13 protein-coding genes are annotated in these 17,020 nt (G+C 65.1%); 7 read left to right on the top strand and 6 right to left on the bottom strand.

Translation table 11 applies throughout. The annotated features are described in order from the left end of the window. Position 1: 1 nt before the first annotated feature. The 6 genes from hemH (at position 2) to CCR84_RS03720 (ending at position 8,874) form a co-directional block, all read left to right on the top strand. Positions 2–1,105 carry a ferrochelatase gene (gene hemH, locus CCR84_RS03745; protein WP_201209802.1) on the top strand — a complete coding sequence of 368 codons (1,104 nt, stop codon included), beginning with the start codon at positions 2–4 and terminating at the stop codon, positions 1,103–1,105. Between the two features lie 511 nt (positions 1,106–1,616). Next, on the top strand, positions 1,617–2,054 hold the full coding sequence (gene trxC / locus CCR84_RS03740; RefSeq protein ID WP_201209794.1) for a thioredoxin TrxC: 438 nt from the start codon (positions 1,617–1,619) through the stop codon (positions 2,052–2,054). Between the two features lie 77 nt (positions 2,055–2,131). After that, a complete protein-coding gene (grpE, locus tag CCR84_RS03735) occupies positions 2,132–2,692 on the top strand; it encodes a nucleotide exchange factor GrpE (RefSeq protein WP_201209792.1) in 561 nt (186 codons plus the stop codon). 83 nt (positions 2,693–2,775) lie between these two features. After that, a complete protein-coding gene (gene dnaK / locus CCR84_RS03730) occupies positions 2,776–4,698 on the top strand; it encodes a molecular chaperone DnaK (protein ID WP_201209790.1) in 1,923 nt (640 codons plus the stop codon). A gap of 71 nt (positions 4,699–4,769) precedes the next feature. After that, a complete protein-coding gene (dnaJ, locus tag CCR84_RS03725) occupies positions 4,770–5,894 on the top strand; it encodes a molecular chaperone DnaJ (RefSeq protein WP_201209787.1) in 1,125 nt (374 codons plus the stop codon). Between the two features lie 1,711 nt (positions 5,895–7,605). Next, entirely contained in the window at positions 7,606–8,874 is a 1,269-nt protein-coding gene (locus CCR84_RS03720; RefSeq protein WP_201209785.1) for a YfiM family lipoprotein, read from the top strand. Positions 8,875–8,952: 78 nt separating this feature from the next. Here CCR84_RS03720 and CCR84_RS03715 read toward each other — a convergent pair whose 3' ends face one another. The 4 genes from CCR84_RS03715 to CCR84_RS03700 form a co-directional block, all read right to left on the bottom strand. Then, positions 8,953–9,387: a hypothetical protein gene (locus CCR84_RS03715; protein WP_201209783.1), complete on the bottom strand. Its 435-nt coding sequence runs from the start codon at positions 9,385–9,387 to the stop codon at positions 8,953–8,955. A 421-nt stretch (positions 9,388–9,808) separates the two neighbouring features. After that, positions 9,809–10,576, bottom strand: coding sequence for a class I SAM-dependent methyltransferase (locus CCR84_RS03710; RefSeq protein WP_201209781.1), 768 nt, complete (start codon positions 10,574–10,576; stop codon positions 9,809–9,811). 445 nt (positions 10,577–11,021) lie between these two features. Further along, positions 11,022–12,863 (bottom strand): MFS transporter, encoded by a 1,842-nt coding sequence (locus tag CCR84_RS03705; RefSeq protein WP_201209779.1) that lies wholly within the window; start codon positions 12,861–12,863, stop codon positions 11,022–11,024. Between the two features lie 157 nt (positions 12,864–13,020). Beyond that, positions 13,021–13,725 carry a fumarylacetoacetate hydrolase family protein gene (locus CCR84_RS03700; RefSeq protein WP_338052558.1) on the bottom strand — a complete coding sequence of 235 codons (705 nt, stop codon included), beginning with the start codon at positions 13,723–13,725 and terminating at the stop codon, positions 13,021–13,023. 260 nt (positions 13,726–13,985) lie between these two features. Here CCR84_RS03700 and CCR84_RS03695 point away from each other — a divergent pair, with 260 nt between their 5' ends. Further along, positions 13,986–14,879, top strand: a complete 894-nt coding sequence (locus CCR84_RS03695; protein WP_201209778.1) for a LysR family transcriptional regulator — start codon at positions 13,986–13,988, stop codon at positions 14,877–14,879. A gap of 134 nt (positions 14,880–15,013) precedes the next feature. Here the strand turns inward: CCR84_RS03695 and CCR84_RS03690 are convergent, their stop codons facing one another. Beyond that, positions 15,014–15,217, bottom strand: a complete 204-nt coding sequence (locus CCR84_RS03690) for a cold-shock protein (protein ID WP_201209777.1) — start codon at positions 15,215–15,217, stop codon at positions 15,014–15,016. Positions 15,218–15,478: 261 nt separating this feature from the next. Then, a complete protein-coding gene (cysS, locus tag CCR84_RS03685; protein ID WP_201209776.1) occupies positions 15,479–16,867 on the bottom strand; it encodes a cysteine--tRNA ligase in 1,389 nt (462 codons plus the stop codon). Positions 16,868–17,020: the final 153 nt, after the last annotated feature.

Here is a 17,020-nt window from a genome sequence, read left to right as displayed (position 1 = left end):
GATGCCCCGCTACATGATCGAACCTCCCGCATGCCATGACGCACCGTCGAAGACGGCGGTCCTGCTGATCAACCTTGGCACGCCGGAAGCGCCCACGACCAAAGCGGTGCGCGTTTACCTTCGGGAATTCCTGTCCGACCCGCGCGTCGTCGAAACCTCGCGCCCGCTCTGGTTACTGATCCTGAACGGCATCGTCCTCAATCTGCGGCCGGCGCGTTCAGCCGTGAAGTACAAGGCGATCTGGACCGCACAGGGATCGCCGCTGCGCGTCCATACCGAGCAACAGACCCGGCTGCTCGGCGAGTTCTTCAAGGAACAGGGACTGAACGTACGCGTCGAACACGCGATGCGCTACGGTCGGCCGTCGATCGGCGACGCGCTGTCGAAGCTGAAGGCCGAGGGCTGCGACAAGATCCTGCTGCTGCCGCTCTATCCGCAGTACTCGGCGAGCACGACCGCGACCGCCTTCGACACCGCGTTTTCCTGGGCGCAGGCCTGCCGCAACCAGCCCGAACTGCGTACGGTGCGCAGCTACCCCGATCACCCCGGCTACATCGCCGCGCTCGCCGCGAACGTGCGCCGCCACTGGGCCAAACACGGCCGGCCCGAGAAAGGCTACCGCCTGGTGATGAGCTACCACGGCGTGCCGCGCTCGACGCTGGAAGTCGGCGACACGACCTTCTGCGAGTGCCACAAGACCAGCCGCCTGCTGGCCGAGGCACTCGGCCTCAGCAAGGACCAGTACGCAGTCTGCTTCCAGTCGCGCTTCGGCAGCGCGGCCTGGCTTGAGCCGTACACCACCGACACGCTGAAAGCGCTGGCGCATTCGAACGTGAAACGCGTCGACGTGATCTGCCCGGGCTTCGTCTCCGACTGCCTGGAAACCCTCGAGGAAATCTCGATCGAGGGCCGTGACGACTTCATCGGCGCCGGGGGCGAGGAGTTCCACTTCATCTCCTGCCTCAACGAGAGCGAGGACTGGATCCACGCGCTCGGCGAGATCGCCGCACGGCACCTGTCGGGCTGGCCGACCAAGGGCACCCAGTCGAGCGAGGAACTCGCCGAACGGCTGCGCCGCGCCCGCGAACTCGGCGCGGTGCGCTGACGAGCGTCCATTCGGGCCCTCCGGCCCTCCCACGAGAGCGGCCAGCCCGGGTTAACGTGAAGCTGCGAAGGGACGAGGTAAAGACGCGGCCCGGAGCAGCAGCCCGTCATCGCGAGCCCGCAGGGCGTGGCGATCCAGTGCCTAGGGCTGATATCGGCTCGCCCGTGGATAGCTGGAAAGGGCAAGGAGACAGAAGAACGAACTGGATTGCCACGGCGCTGCGCGCCTCGAAATGACGGGATGGCGACGCGTCATCGCGAGCCCGCAGGGCGTGGCGATCCAGGGCGTAGGTCTCGTTTCGGGTCGGCCGTGGAGGCGGCCAAGGGCGAGGAGACGGAGGAACGAACTGGATTGCCACGGCGCTGCGCGCCTCGCAATGACGGTAGCGAATGGCTGCGTTTCATGCTCAGGGGGGGCACGACTCGCCATGAGCGTCAGCGCAGCCTGACCCGACGCTTGAAGCGCGCGCGAATGCCCCGATATGCGGGCCATCCCCATCCGGAGCCCTGCCATGTCGAACGATTCGCTGCACCTCGTCTGCCCGCACTGCGCAGCCGTCAACCGTATTCCGTCGGCGCGACTGGCCGACACGCCGACTTGCGGCAAATGCAGACAGCCGCTGTTCACCGCCAAACCGCTCGAACTCGACGCTGCGAGCTTCGAACGCCACATCGGACGCAGCGACCTGCCCGTCCTGGTCGACTTCTGGGCACCGTGGTGCGCTCCCTGCCGGTCGATGGCGCCGGCCTTCGCCGCCGCAGCGGCGCAGCTCGAACCTGAGTTCCGCCTGGCGAAGCTCGACACCGAAGCGGAGCCCGCGATCGCTGCGCGCTTCGCCATCCGCAGCATCCCGACGCTGATCCTGTTCCGGGGCGGCCGAGAGATCGCGCGCCAGTCCGGCGCACTGGACACGGCCAGCATCGTGCGCTGGGCACGCAGCCAGCGCTGAAAAAAATATCGGCACGCCCCTTGAAAGCGGGTGGCCGCCCCCCATATTGCGCAAGTTCCTTTGGAGACCCGCTGACCATGCAAGAAAACGACACCCAGGACCCCACGCTCGCCACCCCTGCCGTCGACGAGACTCCGACCCAGCCCGCGGCTGAACCGACCGAGCCGGCGGAAACCACGCCGAGCCTCGAGGAATCGATCCGCCTCGCCGAACAGAAGGCCGCCGAGCACCACGACGCCTGGCTACGCGCCAAGGCCGAGACCGAGAACGTCCGCCGCCGCGCGCAGGAAGACATCGCCAAGGCCTCGCGCTACGCGATCGAGAAGTTTGCCGGCGAACTGCTGGCAGTGCGCGACAGCCTCGAAGCCGCGCTGGCGGTCGAGACGCCGAGCGTCGACAGCCTCAAGGAAGGCACCGAACTGACGCTGAAGCAACTCGCTGCCGCGTTCGAGAAGTCGGGCCTGCACCAGCTTGACCCCGTCGGCCAGAAGTTCGACCCACACCGCCATCAGGCGATCAGCATGCTCGAGTCCGAGCAGGAGCCGAACACGGTCATCACCGTGCTGCAGAAGGGCTACCTGATCGGCGATCGCGTGCTGCGTCCGGCGCTCGTCATCGTCGCCAAGGCCAAGGCTTGAAATCGGCCACGACCACCCCACATAACCGACAACGGTAAGCCACCGCTGACCAAACATCACAAGACATCACAAGGATTCTGAACATGGGCAAAATCATCGGCATCGACCTCGGCACCACCAACTCCTGCATCGCCATCATGGAAGGCGGCAAGACCAAGGTCATCGAAAACTCGGAAGGCGCGCGCACGACGCCGTCGATCGTCGCTTACGCCGACGACGGCGAGATCCTGTGCGGCGCACCGGCCAAGCGCCAGGCCGTCACCAACGCCAAGAACACGCTGTACGCGGTCAAGCGCCTGATCGGTCGCCGCTTCGAAGAGAAGGAAGTGCAGAAGGACATCGAACTGATGCCCTTCAAGATCGTCAAGGCCGACAACGGCGACGCCTGGGTCGAAGTGCGCGGTACCAAGACCGCACCGCAGCAGGTGTCGGCCGAAGTCCTGCGCAAGATGAAGAAGACTGCCGAAGACTACCTCGGCGAGGAAGTCACCGAAGCGGTCATCACCGTTCCGGCCTACTTCAACGACAGCCAGCGCCAGGCGACCAAGGACGCCGGCCGCATCGCCGGTCTCGAAGTCAAGCGCATCATCAACGAGCCGACCGCTGCCGCGCTCGCCTTCGGCATGGACAAGAAGCAGGGCGACAAGAAGATCGCCGTCTATGACCTGGGTGGCGGCACCTTCGACGTCTCGATCATCGAAATCGCCGAAATCGACGGCGAGCACCAGTTCGAAGTGCTGGCGACCAACGGCGACACCTTCCTCGGTGGCGAAGACTTCGACCAGCGCCTGATCGACTACATCATCGAAGAGTTCAAGAAGGAGTCGGGCGTCAACCTGAAGAACGACGTGCTCGCGCTGCAGCGCCTGAAGGAAGCTGCCGAAAAGGCGAAGATCGAGTTGTCCTCGGGCCAGCAGACCGAAATCAACCTGCCCTACATCACCGCCGACGCGACCGGTCCGAAGCACCTGGCGCTGAAGATCACGCGTGCCAAGTTCGAATCGCTGGTCGACGACCTGGTCGAGCGCACCATCGCCCCGTGCAAGATCGCGCTCAAGGACGCCGGCCTCAAGATCAGCGACATCGACGACGTGATCCTGGTCGGCGGCCAGACGCGCATGCCGAAGGTGCAGGACAAGGTCAAGGAATTCTTCGGCAAGGAACCGCGCAAGGACGTGAACCCCGATGAAGCCGTCGCCGTCGGCGCTGCCATCCAGGGCGGCGTGCTACAGGGCGAAGTCAAGGACGTGCTGCTGCTCGACGTGACCCCGCTGTCGCTCGGCATCGAAACGCTCGGCGGCGTCATGACCAAGCTGATCCAGAAGAACACGACGATCCCGACCAAGGCCTCGCAGGTCTTCTCGACCGCCGACGACAACCAGAGCGCGGTGACCATCCACGTGCTGCAGGGCGAGCGCGAAATGGCCTCGGGCAACAAGAGCCTCGGCCAGTTCAACCTGTCCGACATCCCGCCGGCGCCGCGCGGCATGCCGCAGATCGAAGTCACCTTCGACATCGACGCCAACGGCATCCTGCACGTCTCGGCCAAGGACAAGGCAACCGGCAAGGAAAACAAGATCAAGATCCAGGCGTCCTCCGGTCTGTCGGAGGAAGAAGTCCAGCGCATGGTCCGCGACGCGGAACTGCACGCCGAGGAAGACAAGAAGGCGCATGAACTCGCCGACGCGCGCAACCAGTGCGACTCGACCATCCACATGGTCAAGAAGTCGATGACCGAGTACGGCGCCGAACTGTCGGCCGACGAGAAGTCGGCGCTCGAAGCGGCGATCAAGGAAGCCGAAGACAGCATCCGCGGCAACGACATCGACGCCATCAAGGCGAAGATGGAAGCGCTCGGAACTGCGGCGCAGAAGCTCGGCGAGAAGGTCTACGCCAAGCAGCAGGCCGAAGCCGGTGCCGCCGGCGCGGCAGCTGGCGGCGAGGCGAAGAAGGACGACGGCGACGTCGTCGACGCCGAGTTCACCGAAGTCAAGGACAAGAAGTAAGAGCGGCCAGCGCGGGGCGGGACGTATAATCCCGCCCTTCGCCCCGACTGCACCATTTCCAACGGCTCACAATGGCTAAACGCGACTATTACCAGGTCCTCGGCGTCAACCGCGACGCCAGCGACGACGAGATCAAGAAGGCCTACCGCAAGCTGGCGATGAAGTACCATCCGGACCGCAATCCGGACAATCCCAAGGCCGAAGAGCAGTTCAAGGAAGCGAAGGAAGCCTACGAGATCCTCTCCGACGGTCAGAAGCGCGCGGCCTACGACCAGTACGGCCACGCTGGCGTCGACCAACAGGCCGGGATGGGCGGCGCCGGCATGGGCGGCTTCTCCGACGCCTTCGGCGGCATCTTCGACGAAATCTTCGGCGGCGGACGCGGTGGCGGCGGTCGTTCCAACATCTACCGCGGCGCCGACCTGCGCTACAACCTCGAGATCACCCTCGAACAGGCCGCTTTCGGCACCGAGACCAAGATCCGCATCCCAACCATGGAGGTGTGCGACTCCTGCGACGGATCCGGCGCCAAGAAGGGGACGCAGGCGAAAACCTGTCCGACCTGCCAGGGCAGCGGCCAGGTGCGCATGCAGCAAGGCTTCTTCTCGATCCAGCAGACCTGTCCGAAGTGCCACGGCACCGGCCGCTTCATTCCGGAGCCCTGCCCTTCGTGCCACGGCGCGGGTCGCATCAAGCAGCACAAGACCCTGTCAGTGAAGATTCCGGCGGGCGTCGACGAGGGCGATCGCATCCGGCTGTCCGGCGAAGGCGAGCACGGCATCAACGGCGGGCCTTCCGGCGACCTCTACGTACAGATCCACCTCAAGCCGCACGGTGTGTTCCAGCGCGAGCAGAACGACCTGCACTGCGAGATGCCGATCAGCTTCACCACGGCAGCGCTCGGCGGCGAGATCGAGATCCCGACGCTCGAAGGCGTCGCCAAGCTGAAGATTCCGGCCGAGACGCAATCGGGCAAGGTCTTCCGCCTGCGCGGCAAGGGCATCAAGGGCGTGCGCAGCAGCGGCTACGGCGACCTGCTCTGCCACGTCGTCGTCGAGACGCCGGTCAACCTGACCGAACGGCAGCGGGAACTGCTGCGCGAACTCGAGGAATCGAGCCAGGCCAACTCGAGCAAGCACAACCCACGCGCCAACTCGTGGATGGACCGGGTCAAGGACTTCTTCTCGACCAAGTAAGCTGGTCCGTACGCAGCGACAGGCGATGGCCGCAGAGGGATCTGCGGCCATTTTCTTTGTGCATTGCCCACGTCGCGCCCGCGCAGCTTCGTGGGTCGGGTTAACGTGAAACTACAACGGGCTGAGGGGAAGGCACCGTGCGCGACCAGCAGCTCGTCATCGCGAGCCCGCAGGGCGTGGTGATCCAGTGCGTGGGGCTCTTATCGGCTCGCCCGAGTTTGCGAGGCCGCGAAACTGGAAGAACGAACTGGATTGCCACGGCGCTGCGCGCCTCGCAATGACGGGATGGCGACTCGTCATCGCGAGCCCGCAGGGCGTGGCGATCCAGGGCGTGGGGCTCTTATCGGGTCGCCCGGGTTGGCGAGGCCGCGAAACTGGAAGAACGAACTCGATTGCCACGGCGCTGCGCGCCTCGCAATGGCGGGATGGCGATGCGTCATCGCGAGCCCGCAGGGCGTGGCGATCCAGTGCGTAGGGCTCTTATCGGCTCGCCCGAGTTGGCGAGGCCGCGAAACTGGAAGAACGAACTGGATTGCCACGGCGCTACGCGCCTCGCAATGACGGGATGGCGACTCGTCATCGCGATCCCGCAGGGCGTGGTGATCCAGTGCGTGGGGCTCTTATCGGCTCGCCCGAGTTGGCGAGGCCGCGAAACTGGAAGAACGAACTGGATTGCCACGGCGCTACGCGCCTCGCAATGACGGGATGGCGATGCGTCATCGCGAGACCGCAGGGCGTGGCGATCCAGTGCGTAGGGCTCTTATCGGCTCGCCCGAGTTGGAAAGGCTGCGCAACTGGAAGAACGAACTGGATTGCCACGGCGCTGCGCGCCTCGCAATGACGGATGGCGACTCGTCATCGCGAGCCCGCAGGGCGTGGCGATCCAGGGCGTGGGGCTCTTATCGGGTCGCCCGAGTTGGCGAGGCCGCGAAACTGGAAGAACGAACTGGATTGCCACGGCGCTACGCGCCTCGCAATGACGGGATAGCGATGCGTCATCGCGAGCCCGCAGGGCGTGGCGATCCAGTGCGTAGGGCTCTTATCGGCTCGCCCGAGTTGGAAAGGCTGCGCAACTGGAAGAACGAACTGGATTGCCACGGCGCTGCGCGCCTCGCAATGACGGGATGGCGATGCGTCATCGCGAGCCCGCAGGGCGTGGCGATCCAGGGCGTGGGGCTCTTATCGGGTCGCCCGAGTTGGCGAGGCCGCGAAACTGGAAGAACGAACTCGATTGCCGCGGCGCTACGCGCCTCGCAATGACGGGATGGCGATGTGTCATCGCGAGCCCGCAGGGCGTGGCGATCCAGGGCGTGGGGCTCTTATCGGGTCGCCCGGGTTGGCGAGGCCGCGCAACTGGAAGAAAGAACTCGATTGCCACGGCGCTGCGCGCCTCGCAATGGCGGAATGGCGATGCGCCATCGCGAGCCCGCAGGGCGTGGCGATCCAGTGCGTAGGGCTCTTATCGGCTCGCCCGAGTTGGCGAGGCCGCGAAACTGGAAGAAAGAACTCGATTGCCACGGCGCTGCGCGCCTTGCAATGACGGCAGCGAAGGGCTGCGTTTCATGCTCAGAGGTGACACGACTCGCCACGATCGTCAGCGCAGCGTAACCCGACCTGGCAGGATGCAGAGGCGGCGCCCTTCGGAGGGCTGTTATGATGAAGGGGAACGGCTGCGTAGCGAGCTTGCGCGACGCCACTTCCCGGAGCCCCAATGAAGCGCCTCTTCGTCGCCCTGCTCGTGCTTGTCTTCATCGGCGTTCCGCTTGCGCTGGGAACGGCCTTGTTCCTCGCGCTGCACGAGTCGCCCGCGGTACAGCGCAGCGCGCAATTCACGCCGGCCGATATCGAGCGCGCGAAGCGGATCCTGCAACAGAACGACCCACGGCTGGCGCCCGGCGAAACGGCTCCGGCCGAGGATCTGCGGACTCTCGTCCTGTCTGCCTCCGATCTCGACCTGCTCGTCAATTACTTCCTCAACCGCCTCGACCTCGGCAGTTCTCGCATCGCGCTGGAAGCGGGCAGGATCAGGATCGAGGCCACCATCACGCTGCCGGAAAACCCGCTGGCCCGCGTGGCGAACCTGCGCGCAGTGCTGCGCGAAAGCGCCGGCCTGCCCGAGATCGAGACGCTCAAGCTCGGTCGCCTTCCGCTGCCGGGCTGGCTGGCAAGGCTCGCCCTCAGGCGTGCGCAGCTGGCCATGATGGACAGCGACGAATACCGGCTGGCCGTCGATGCCATCCGCAGCGTCGCCATCACGCCGGATGGGCTGCGCATCACCTGGGCATGGAACGAAGACATCTCCGACCGCCTGCGCGCGCTGACACTGGGCGCGGCCGAGCGCGAGCGACTGCGCATCTACCATGAGCGGCTGGCACGACTGAGCGTCACCCTGCCGCCTACGGTGTCGCTGACCCGTCTGCTGCCACCGCTGATGGCCCTGGCTGGCGAACGCTCGACGCGTGGCGATGCTATCGCCGAGCAGCGGGCGCTGATCGCCGTACTCGCCTTCTACGTCAATGGCCGGCACTGGAGCGAGCTCATCCCCGAGGCCAGGATCTGGCGGCAGGCCGTGCCGCGACAGCTGACGCTGCGCGGGCGACACGATCTGGCACAGCACTTCAGCGTCTCGGCGCTGATCGCAGCCTTCGCCGGCAGCCCGCTGGCCGATGCCGTCGGCCTGCACAAGGAACTCGCAGACGCCCACGCCGGTAGCGGCTTCAGTTTCGCCGACCTTGCCGCCGATCGCGCCGGAACGCTGTTCGGGCAACGCGCAACCGGCCCCAACGCGCTCGCGCTTGTCGGCCGCGTCGCCGCCGGCATCGGCGAAGACGATCTCATCCCCGAAGTGTCCGACCTGCCGGAGTTCATGACCGAGTCCGAATTCAGGCAGCGCTTCGGCGGCGTCGGCGCACCGCGCTACGAGGAGATGATGCGCGAGATCGAGCAGCGCATCGCCGCCTGCGCGCTGTATCGGGAATGACTCGGATTTCGTCGGGTTACGCTACGCCAAATATCATGGCGACTCGTGCCACCTCTGTGCATGAAACGCAGCCATTCGCTATCCCGTCATTGCGACGCGCGTAGCGCCGTGGCAATCCAGATCGCTCTTCCAGTTGCGCAGCCTTTCCAACTCGGGCGCCCCAACAGCAAGCCCTACACACTGGATCGCCACGCCCTTCGGGCTCGCGATGACGCGTCGCTGTCCCGTCATTGCGAGGCGATTAGCGCCGTGGCAATCCAGATCGCTCTTCCAGTTGCGCAGCCTTTCCAACTCGGGCGACCCAACAGCAAGCCCTACGCACTGGATCGCCACGCCCTGCGGGCTCGCGATGACGCGTCGCTGTCCCGTCATTGCGAGGCGCTTAGCGCCGTGGTAATCCAGTTCGTTCTTCCAGTTGCGCGACCTTTCCAACTCGGGCGCGCCAACAGCAAGCCCTACGCACTGGATCGCCACGCCCTTCGGGCTCGCGATGACGCGTCGCTGTCCCGTCATTGCGAGGCGCGTAGCGCCGTGGCAATCCAGTTCGTTCTTCCAGTTTCGCGACCTTTACAACTCGAGCGACCCAACAGCAAGCCCTACGCACTGGATCGCCACGCCCTGCGGGCTCGCGATGACGCGTCGCTGTCCCGTCATTGCGAGGCGCTTAGCGCCGTGGCAATCCAGTTCGTTCTTCCAGTTGCGCGGCCTTTCCAACTCGGGCGCGCCAACAGCAAGCCCTACGCACTGGATCGCCACGCCCTGCGGGCTCGCGATGACGCGTCGCTGTCCCGTCATTGCGAGGCGCTTAGCGCCGTGGCAATCCAGTTCGTTCTTCCAGTTGCGCGGCCTTTCCAACTCGAGCGACCTGACAGCAAGCCCTACGCACTGGATCGCCACGCCCTTCGGGCTCGCGATGACGGGCTGCTGATCGCGTTCAGGGCTTCAGTGACTTCTTCGGATAGACGTCAAAACGGCTCGACTTGCCTTCGAGCGCGTAGCCCGGGGTCGCGCCGGCGACGCAGGGGGCCTTGCGCGGGCGCTTGACGACGACCCGGTGCGTCGCCAGTGCCAGCGCCGCTTCGAGGAGCGCGGGCGCGTCGTCGTCGCCGCCGACCAGCGCGCGGAAGACGCGCATTTCCTTCTTGACCAGCGCCGACTTGTCGCGGTGCGGGAACATCGGGTCGAGATAGATGACCTGCGGCGGCTCTTCCGGCCAGGCGCGCATCAGGCCGATTGCATCGCCAGGCAGGAGGCGCATACGCCCGATGATCAGTGCGACATCGGCGTCGAGCAGGCCGCGGCACAGACCGTCCGCGAGCAGGGCGGCCATCAGCGGCTGCCGCTCGATCAAGGTCAGCGAGCAGCCGAGCTGCGCCAGGACGAAGGCGTCGCGGCCGAGGCCGGCGGTCGCGTCGAGGATGCTCGGGCGGACGCCGGGCTGGATGCCGACCGCCTTGGCGATCATCTGCCCGCTGCCGCCGCCGTAGAGACGCCGGTGCGCCGCCGCACCGCCGACGAAATCGACACGCACTGCGCCGCCGGCCCCCGGCTCAAGGTCCTGGCACTGCAGACCGAGCGGGCCGAGCTGCAGCGCGAAGTCGGCGTCCCCGCCCTGCGGCAGGGACAATTCGGCGGCGAGGCGCCGCGCGTCTTCGGCGAACTCGTCGGCCAGCGCTTCGACGCGAACTCTGGTGTCGGACATCATCGCTTTTCAGCCGGTGAAAACGCGCAGGGGCGTCGGAGAATCAGGTGAGGAACTTTCAACCTTAAAACCTCTTTTCAGCCACGAAAGTCACGAAATAAAACATGAGCTTATAGTCGTTTGGCGGGTAACCCGACAGGTCATGGGTGCTCAGCCGCGAAGACTACGAATGATTTCGTGTTTTTTCGTGCATTTCGTGGCCAACTACTTTTTTCAGGTTCAAGGGCAGCACGGGAAGGAAGCGATCGAGAAAGTTTGCCATGCCGGACTATAGCCCAGTGCCGACATCCCGGGTATGGCCCAAGCGACTTCCCGCTCGCACCTGCAGGAGGTCGGTAAATTGTTCTCTGCCGGGCGCACGAAAAAAAGGCAAGGCGCTGAACACGCCTTGCCGGGTCAAGCTGAGCTCCGGGGAGAAACCCCTCCCCGGAAGCGTGGGTGACGATCAAGCCGCCGCCGGCCGGGCGAGCAGGATCGACACGTTCGGGTGATGACGGATCACCTGCTCGGCGACGCTGGCACGCAAGCCATGGCTGCCGAGGAATTCGTGTTCGAGGATCAGCAGGTCGACATCGTCGCTCTGCGCCCGCGCCAGGACCACGTCGGCAACGTCGTGCTCGGTCGCGCTCACCAGTTCGCCGTGCGCATCGACGCCGGCTGCGGCCAGCCGATCGACGACGTTCTGAACGAGGCTGCGGTCGATGCCTTCGACGTCCTCATCGGCGGTGGGAACGCCGAGCGAGGCGCCGGCGATGATGCTCCCGGGGACGACGTGCCCGTGCTGCACGAAGAGGACGTTCACCCGGCTCTTGCTCATCAGGCCGAACTGTTCGATCCGCTGCAGCGTCGACTCGCGGCTCTCGGACTGCGTCGCGTCGAGTGCGACCAGGATGCGCCGGTACATCGCGGGGGCTCCGGCTGCGACCGGGCGCGCGGGCTCGATCAGCGTCGTCTTCACTTCCATCGTCTTCGAGGCAGGGACCAGCAGCGTGATCACCACACCGATCACTGCGATGGCAGCGAGGATGTAGAAGATGGTTTCGAGGGCAAAACCGCCGCCCGCCAGGAAACCGCCGAGGATCGGGCCGACGACGCCGCCGATGCGACCGAAGCCGGCACACCAGGCGACACCCGCACCGCGAACGTTGGTGCGGTAGTAGTTGGCGACGAGGCCGTAGATCAGCACCTGCGTGCCACTGGTGCCGAGACCGACGACGGCGACGATGGCCAGCAGCGCCGCCAGCGGCAGGCTCAGCGTCAGCGCCGCGATCGACAGCGCGCCGATGGCGAAGCAGGCAGCGACGACCATCTTGGCTCCGAAGCGGTCGGCGAACTTCGACGCCGACAGTGCACCGATGATCGCACCGCCGTTGAGCACCATCAGGAAGGACAGCGATCCCTTGGCGTTGAAACCGGCACGCATCATCAGTTCGGGCAGCCAGGTGTTGAGCGAGTAGACCAGCATCAGACCGAGCGCGCTCATCATGCCAAGCAGCAGGGTCGCCAGCGGATAGGACTTGAACAGTCCCACGAAACCGGCCTTGTCTTCGGCAGTTTCCTTCGCCTTGTCGACGGGGACGATCTCGGGAATGTCGAAACCGGTCTGCTCGGCAACCCGGCGTGCCTCCTCCATGCGACCGCGTGCGGCCAGCCAGGACACGGACTCGGGCATCTTGAAGTAGGCCAGCGGCAGCAGCGTGACCAGCGGCAGCGCACCGATCATGAACAGTCCGCGCCAGCCGATGTCCGTGAGCAGCAGGATCGCCAGCAGGGCGGCCATCAGGCTACCGATCATGATCCCCGAGTAGACGACCGCGTTGAGCAGGTTTTTCTTGCCCTTCGGCGCATACTCGGAGACCAGCGCACCAGTTGTCGCCACCAAGGCGCCGACACCGAGGCCGGTGATGAAGCGCATGATGCCGAAGGCCGTCGTCGTCTCGGTCATCGCCGTGATCGCCATGCCGGCGGCGAACCAGGCGTAGGCAGTGAGCATGACCTTGCGCCGGCCGAGGATGTCGCCGACACTGCCGGCGAGCAACGCACCGACGAGAACGCCGAACAGCGCGTAACTGCCGAGCGCGCCGGCGATGGCCGGCGTCACCTCGCCGAGTTGGGTCGGATCACGCAGGAAGGTCGACACGCAAGCGCCGTAGACCACGAGATCGTAACCGTCGAAGATCAAGCCGAACAGCGAAAGCGAGGCGACCCACAGGACCGTCTTCCACTGTTTTGCTTCACGGGCGGCGTCGCTCGTTAGCGGCGAACCCATCGTCATTGTTGCTGCCATTGTTGTCTCCTCCGTCCCCGGAGCCGCTCTTCAGCAAGAAGAATCGGCCTTGACGGTGTTCATTGTGTGGAAAGGTGGGGATGGGCACGGCCCTTGTTGTTTTCACTGCTTCCCCGGTTGAAAACTTTGTTGCGCTTGCCGCTCACCCGGCACAGCCCTACTCGGGCGGACCGATGCCGAGATTGATCTCACCGACCCGCTCGATGTGCCCGGTGATGCGGTCGCCGACTTTCAGCGAGCCTATACCTTCGGGAGTGCCGGTCATGATCAGGTCGCCGGGCCGCAGGTGATAGAACCGGGACAGGTCGGCGATCAGTTCAGGGACCTCCCAGATCATCTTGTCGAGCCTGGAACTCTGCCGGGTGATGCCATTCACCTGCAGCTCGATCGCCCCGCTCTTGAGGACGCCGAGGTCGCCACGTGGAACGATCGGCGCAAACACCGCCGAGTTCTCGAAGTTCTTCCCGAGCTCCCACGGACGTCCGCTATCGCGGGCGATCAAGTGCAGGTCACGTCGCGTCATGTCGAGGCCGGCGCAGTAACCGTAGATCAGCTGCTCGGCGTCTGCCTCCTCGACGCGGAAGCCGTGGCCGCCGATGGCTACGACGAGTTCCATCTCGTAGTGGTAATCCTTGGTCCCCGGCGGATAGCCGACGGTGGCCCCCGACTCGACCACGGTCGAAGCGTCCTTGATGAAGTAGAAGGGGCGCATCGTCGCCTTGTCCACCGGACTGTTCAAGGCGATCGCGAGGGCGTGGTAGTTGCGACCGACGCAGAAAATTCGCCCGACCGGGAAACGCGCGTCACTGCCGATGATCGGCAGCGAACGGACTGCAGCGGGTTCGAAAACGTATCGCGTCACGGTGGACTCCTTCCGGATCAGCACGCAACTTCGACGACGAGGAGTCTGCGGCGGCGACTGATCTGCCCGGCGCTGAACGCGTCGATGTGAAACGCCGGCTCCTCTCCCTGGACTTCCCTGATCTCCAGCCAGCGTTTTGCACTGGCCGGGTCAGGCAATTGCGCTTTGTCGGCGCACGGCAATCTTAGGAGGCGCAGGCATTGCTGCAAAGACAAGGGATTTCATGTACCGTATTCGAAATTCGAATAGAACTTTCCGTCATGGCATCGATCGACACCCGCCTCCTCTCGGTGTTCGATGAAATCTATCGAACCCGCAGCGTCTCGGCCGCCGCCGAAGGGCTCGGACTCGGGCAGCCCGCAGTCAGTGTCGCGCTCTCGAAGCTGCGCCAGCATTTCGGCGATCCGCTCTTCGTGCGTACCTCGAGCGGCATGGAGCCGACGCCCTTCGCCGAAGGCCTGGCAGGCGGGGTGCGGACAGCTCTCGAAGCGGTGACCGCGGTTCTCGATCACACCAGCGAATTCGACCCGGCGACATCGGGACGTGCCTTCCGCGTCTGCATGACCGACATCAGCCAACTGGTCGTGCTACCCGGCCTCTGGAACCTGCTGCGTCTTTCGGCGCCGAACGTCCGCATCGAGGTCATGCCGATCTCCGCCGACACACCGCGAGCGCTCGAGAGCGGCGAGGCCGATCTGGCACTCGGCTACATGCCCAAACTGGAAGCCGGATTCTTCCAGCAGCTCCTGTTCAACCAGACCTTCGTGTGTGTGGTGAGCGCGAAGCACCCGCGCATCGGCGACAGTCTCGACATCGCGCAGTACCAGTCCGAGAAACACCTCGTCGTCCGTTCGTCGGGTTCTGCGCCGGCATTGGTCGACCACGAAATCGTCCGTCAAGGAATTCGGCGGCAGATCGGTCTGCACATCCCCACCTTCGTCGGCGCGGTCTTCATCGCCGCCAACACCGACCTGATCCTCACCGTTCCCAAGCTGCTCGGTGACCTGCTCGCCACCCGCGGCGAGCTGAAGACCTTCCCCGTGCCGTTCCCGCTACCCCAATACTCGGTGAGGCAGCACTGGCACCAACGCTTCCATCACGACCAGGGCAATCGCTGGCTGCGACAGACCATCTTCGAAATGCTGTCGGGCTGAGCTGGCCGGAACCACGCGCGAGTGCGCCCTGCCGGGCGCACAAAAAAAACGGCCTGACAAGAGTCAGACCGTTTTTCTGGAACCGGCAGCGCGGAGGGAACCGCGTTCGCCGCTTCGCTCTTGCAAGCCGCCGATCAGGCAGCCTGGATGTTGCTGGCTTGCTTGCCCTTCGGGCCGGTGGTGACGTCGAACGTCACACGCTGGCCTTCGGCCAGGCTCTTGAAGCCGGTGCCCTGGATTGCGGAAAAGTGAGCGAAGAGGTCTTCGCCGCCTTGATCCGGGGTGATGAAACCGAAACCTTTAGCGTCGTTGAACCACTTGACGGTACCTGCTGCCATGTCTTGAATCTCCGAAAAAAAATGACAAGGGGATTATCCCCTGGGTGGGACGATTGTCAAGACGGCGAGGTAAATCTGGGGGAATTGAGCCGCGGAGCGGCAACGCAACCAACAAAAAACAGCAGTGCTTGAAAAACGCCTGAACGCACTATGCCCGTGATCGGCGCGAATAGCAAATTTATTTTTGCGTTGCCAAGCCCGGCGCGTGCAAGGCCGGGCTCGGGGAGAGAGGGACGAGCGTCGCAAAAAGGCGACGCCGCCTCAGTTGCGGCGCCAGCGCGTTCCCTGCGGACCGTCTTCGAGGACGATGCCGGCAGCGAGCAGGTCGGCACGGATGCGATCGGCTGCAGCAAAGTCGCGCTCGCGCTTGGCGGTGGCGCGCGCGACGATCATCGCCTCGATCGCCTCCGGCGTGAGGCCCGCCTCCGCTTCGTCGCCCCCCGCCGGTACCGCCTGCAGGAAGGCTTCGGCGTCGCGCGCGAGCAGGCCGAGCACGCCGCCGAGCGAGCGCAGTTGCCGGGCCGCAGCAGGCGACTTGCCGCGGTTCACCTCGGCGGCGAGTTCGAAGAGGACGGCGCAGGCGGCGGGGGTATTGAAGTCGTCATCCATCGCCTGCCGGAAACGCTGCGCGTGTGCCTCGTTCCAGTCGGGATCGGCGACCTCGCCCGGCGGCAAGCCGCGCAGGGCGGTGTACAGCCGCGAAAGACCCTGGCGCGCGTCGTCCAGCGTCGAATCGGCGTAGTTGAGCGGGCTGCGGTAGTGCGCGCGCAGGATGAAGAAGCGGATGACTTCGCCGTCGTACTTCTGCAGCAGGTCGCGGATGGTGAGGAAGTTGCCGAGCGACTTCGACATCTTTTCCTCGTCGATGCGCACGAAGCCGTTGTGCATCCAGTAATTGACGAACTGGCAGCCGTGCGCGCCTTCCGACTGGGCGATCTCGTTCTCATGGTGCGGGAACTGCAGGTCCTGGCCGCCGCCGTGGATGTCGAAGTGCTTGCCGAGCAGATCCGAACTCATCGCCGAGCATTCGATGTGCCAGCCGGGACGCCCCTCGCCCCAGGGCGAAGGCCATGCCGGCTCGCCCGGCTTGGCGCGCTTCCAGAGGACGAAGTCGAGCGGGTCACGCTTGGCGGTATCGACCTCGACGCGCTCGCCGGCGCGCAGGTCGTCGAGCGACTTGCCCGACAGCTTGCCGTAGCCCGGGAAATCGCGGACCGCGAAATTGACGTCGCCGTCGGCCGCCTGATAAGCGAGCCCACGCCGCTCGAGTTCGCCGATCATCGCGATCATCTTGTCCACATAGCCGGTGGCGCGCGGCTCGAAGTCGGGCGCTTCGACGCCGAGCGCCGCGGAGTCCTCGTGCATGAAGTCGATGAAGCGCTGCGTCAGCTCGCCGATCGACTCGCCGTTCTCGGCCGCTCGACGGATGATCTTGTCGTCGATGTCGGTGATGTTGCGCACGTAGCTGACGTCGAAGCCACTCGCCTTCAGCCAGCGCCGCACCGCGTCGAAGACGACGAGGACGCGCGCGTGTCCGAGGTGGCAGTAGTCATAGACGGTCATGCCGCAGACGTACATGCGCGCGACGCCGGGCTCGATCGGGACAAATTCCTGCTTCTCCCGGGTGAGGGAGTTGTAAATCTTCAGCATTTCGAAACACTCGAGAGAACTCCGGAACGCCGCCCGGAGCGTGGGAATACTTGGGATTGGACGCGCTTCTTGCTAGAATCATGCGCCTTGAGCGCGTCCTCCGGATGTCTTTCGACTGCTCATGCGTCGTTCGCCAGTGCCCGGAGAGACCCC

The organism is Rhodocyclus purpureus (assembly GCF_016653115.1).
GTDB classification, from domain to species: Bacteria; Pseudomonadota; Gammaproteobacteria; order Burkholderiales; family Rhodocyclaceae; genus Rhodocyclus; species Rhodocyclus purpureus.
This window is presented reverse-complemented; position numbering and strand designations above follow the sequence as displayed.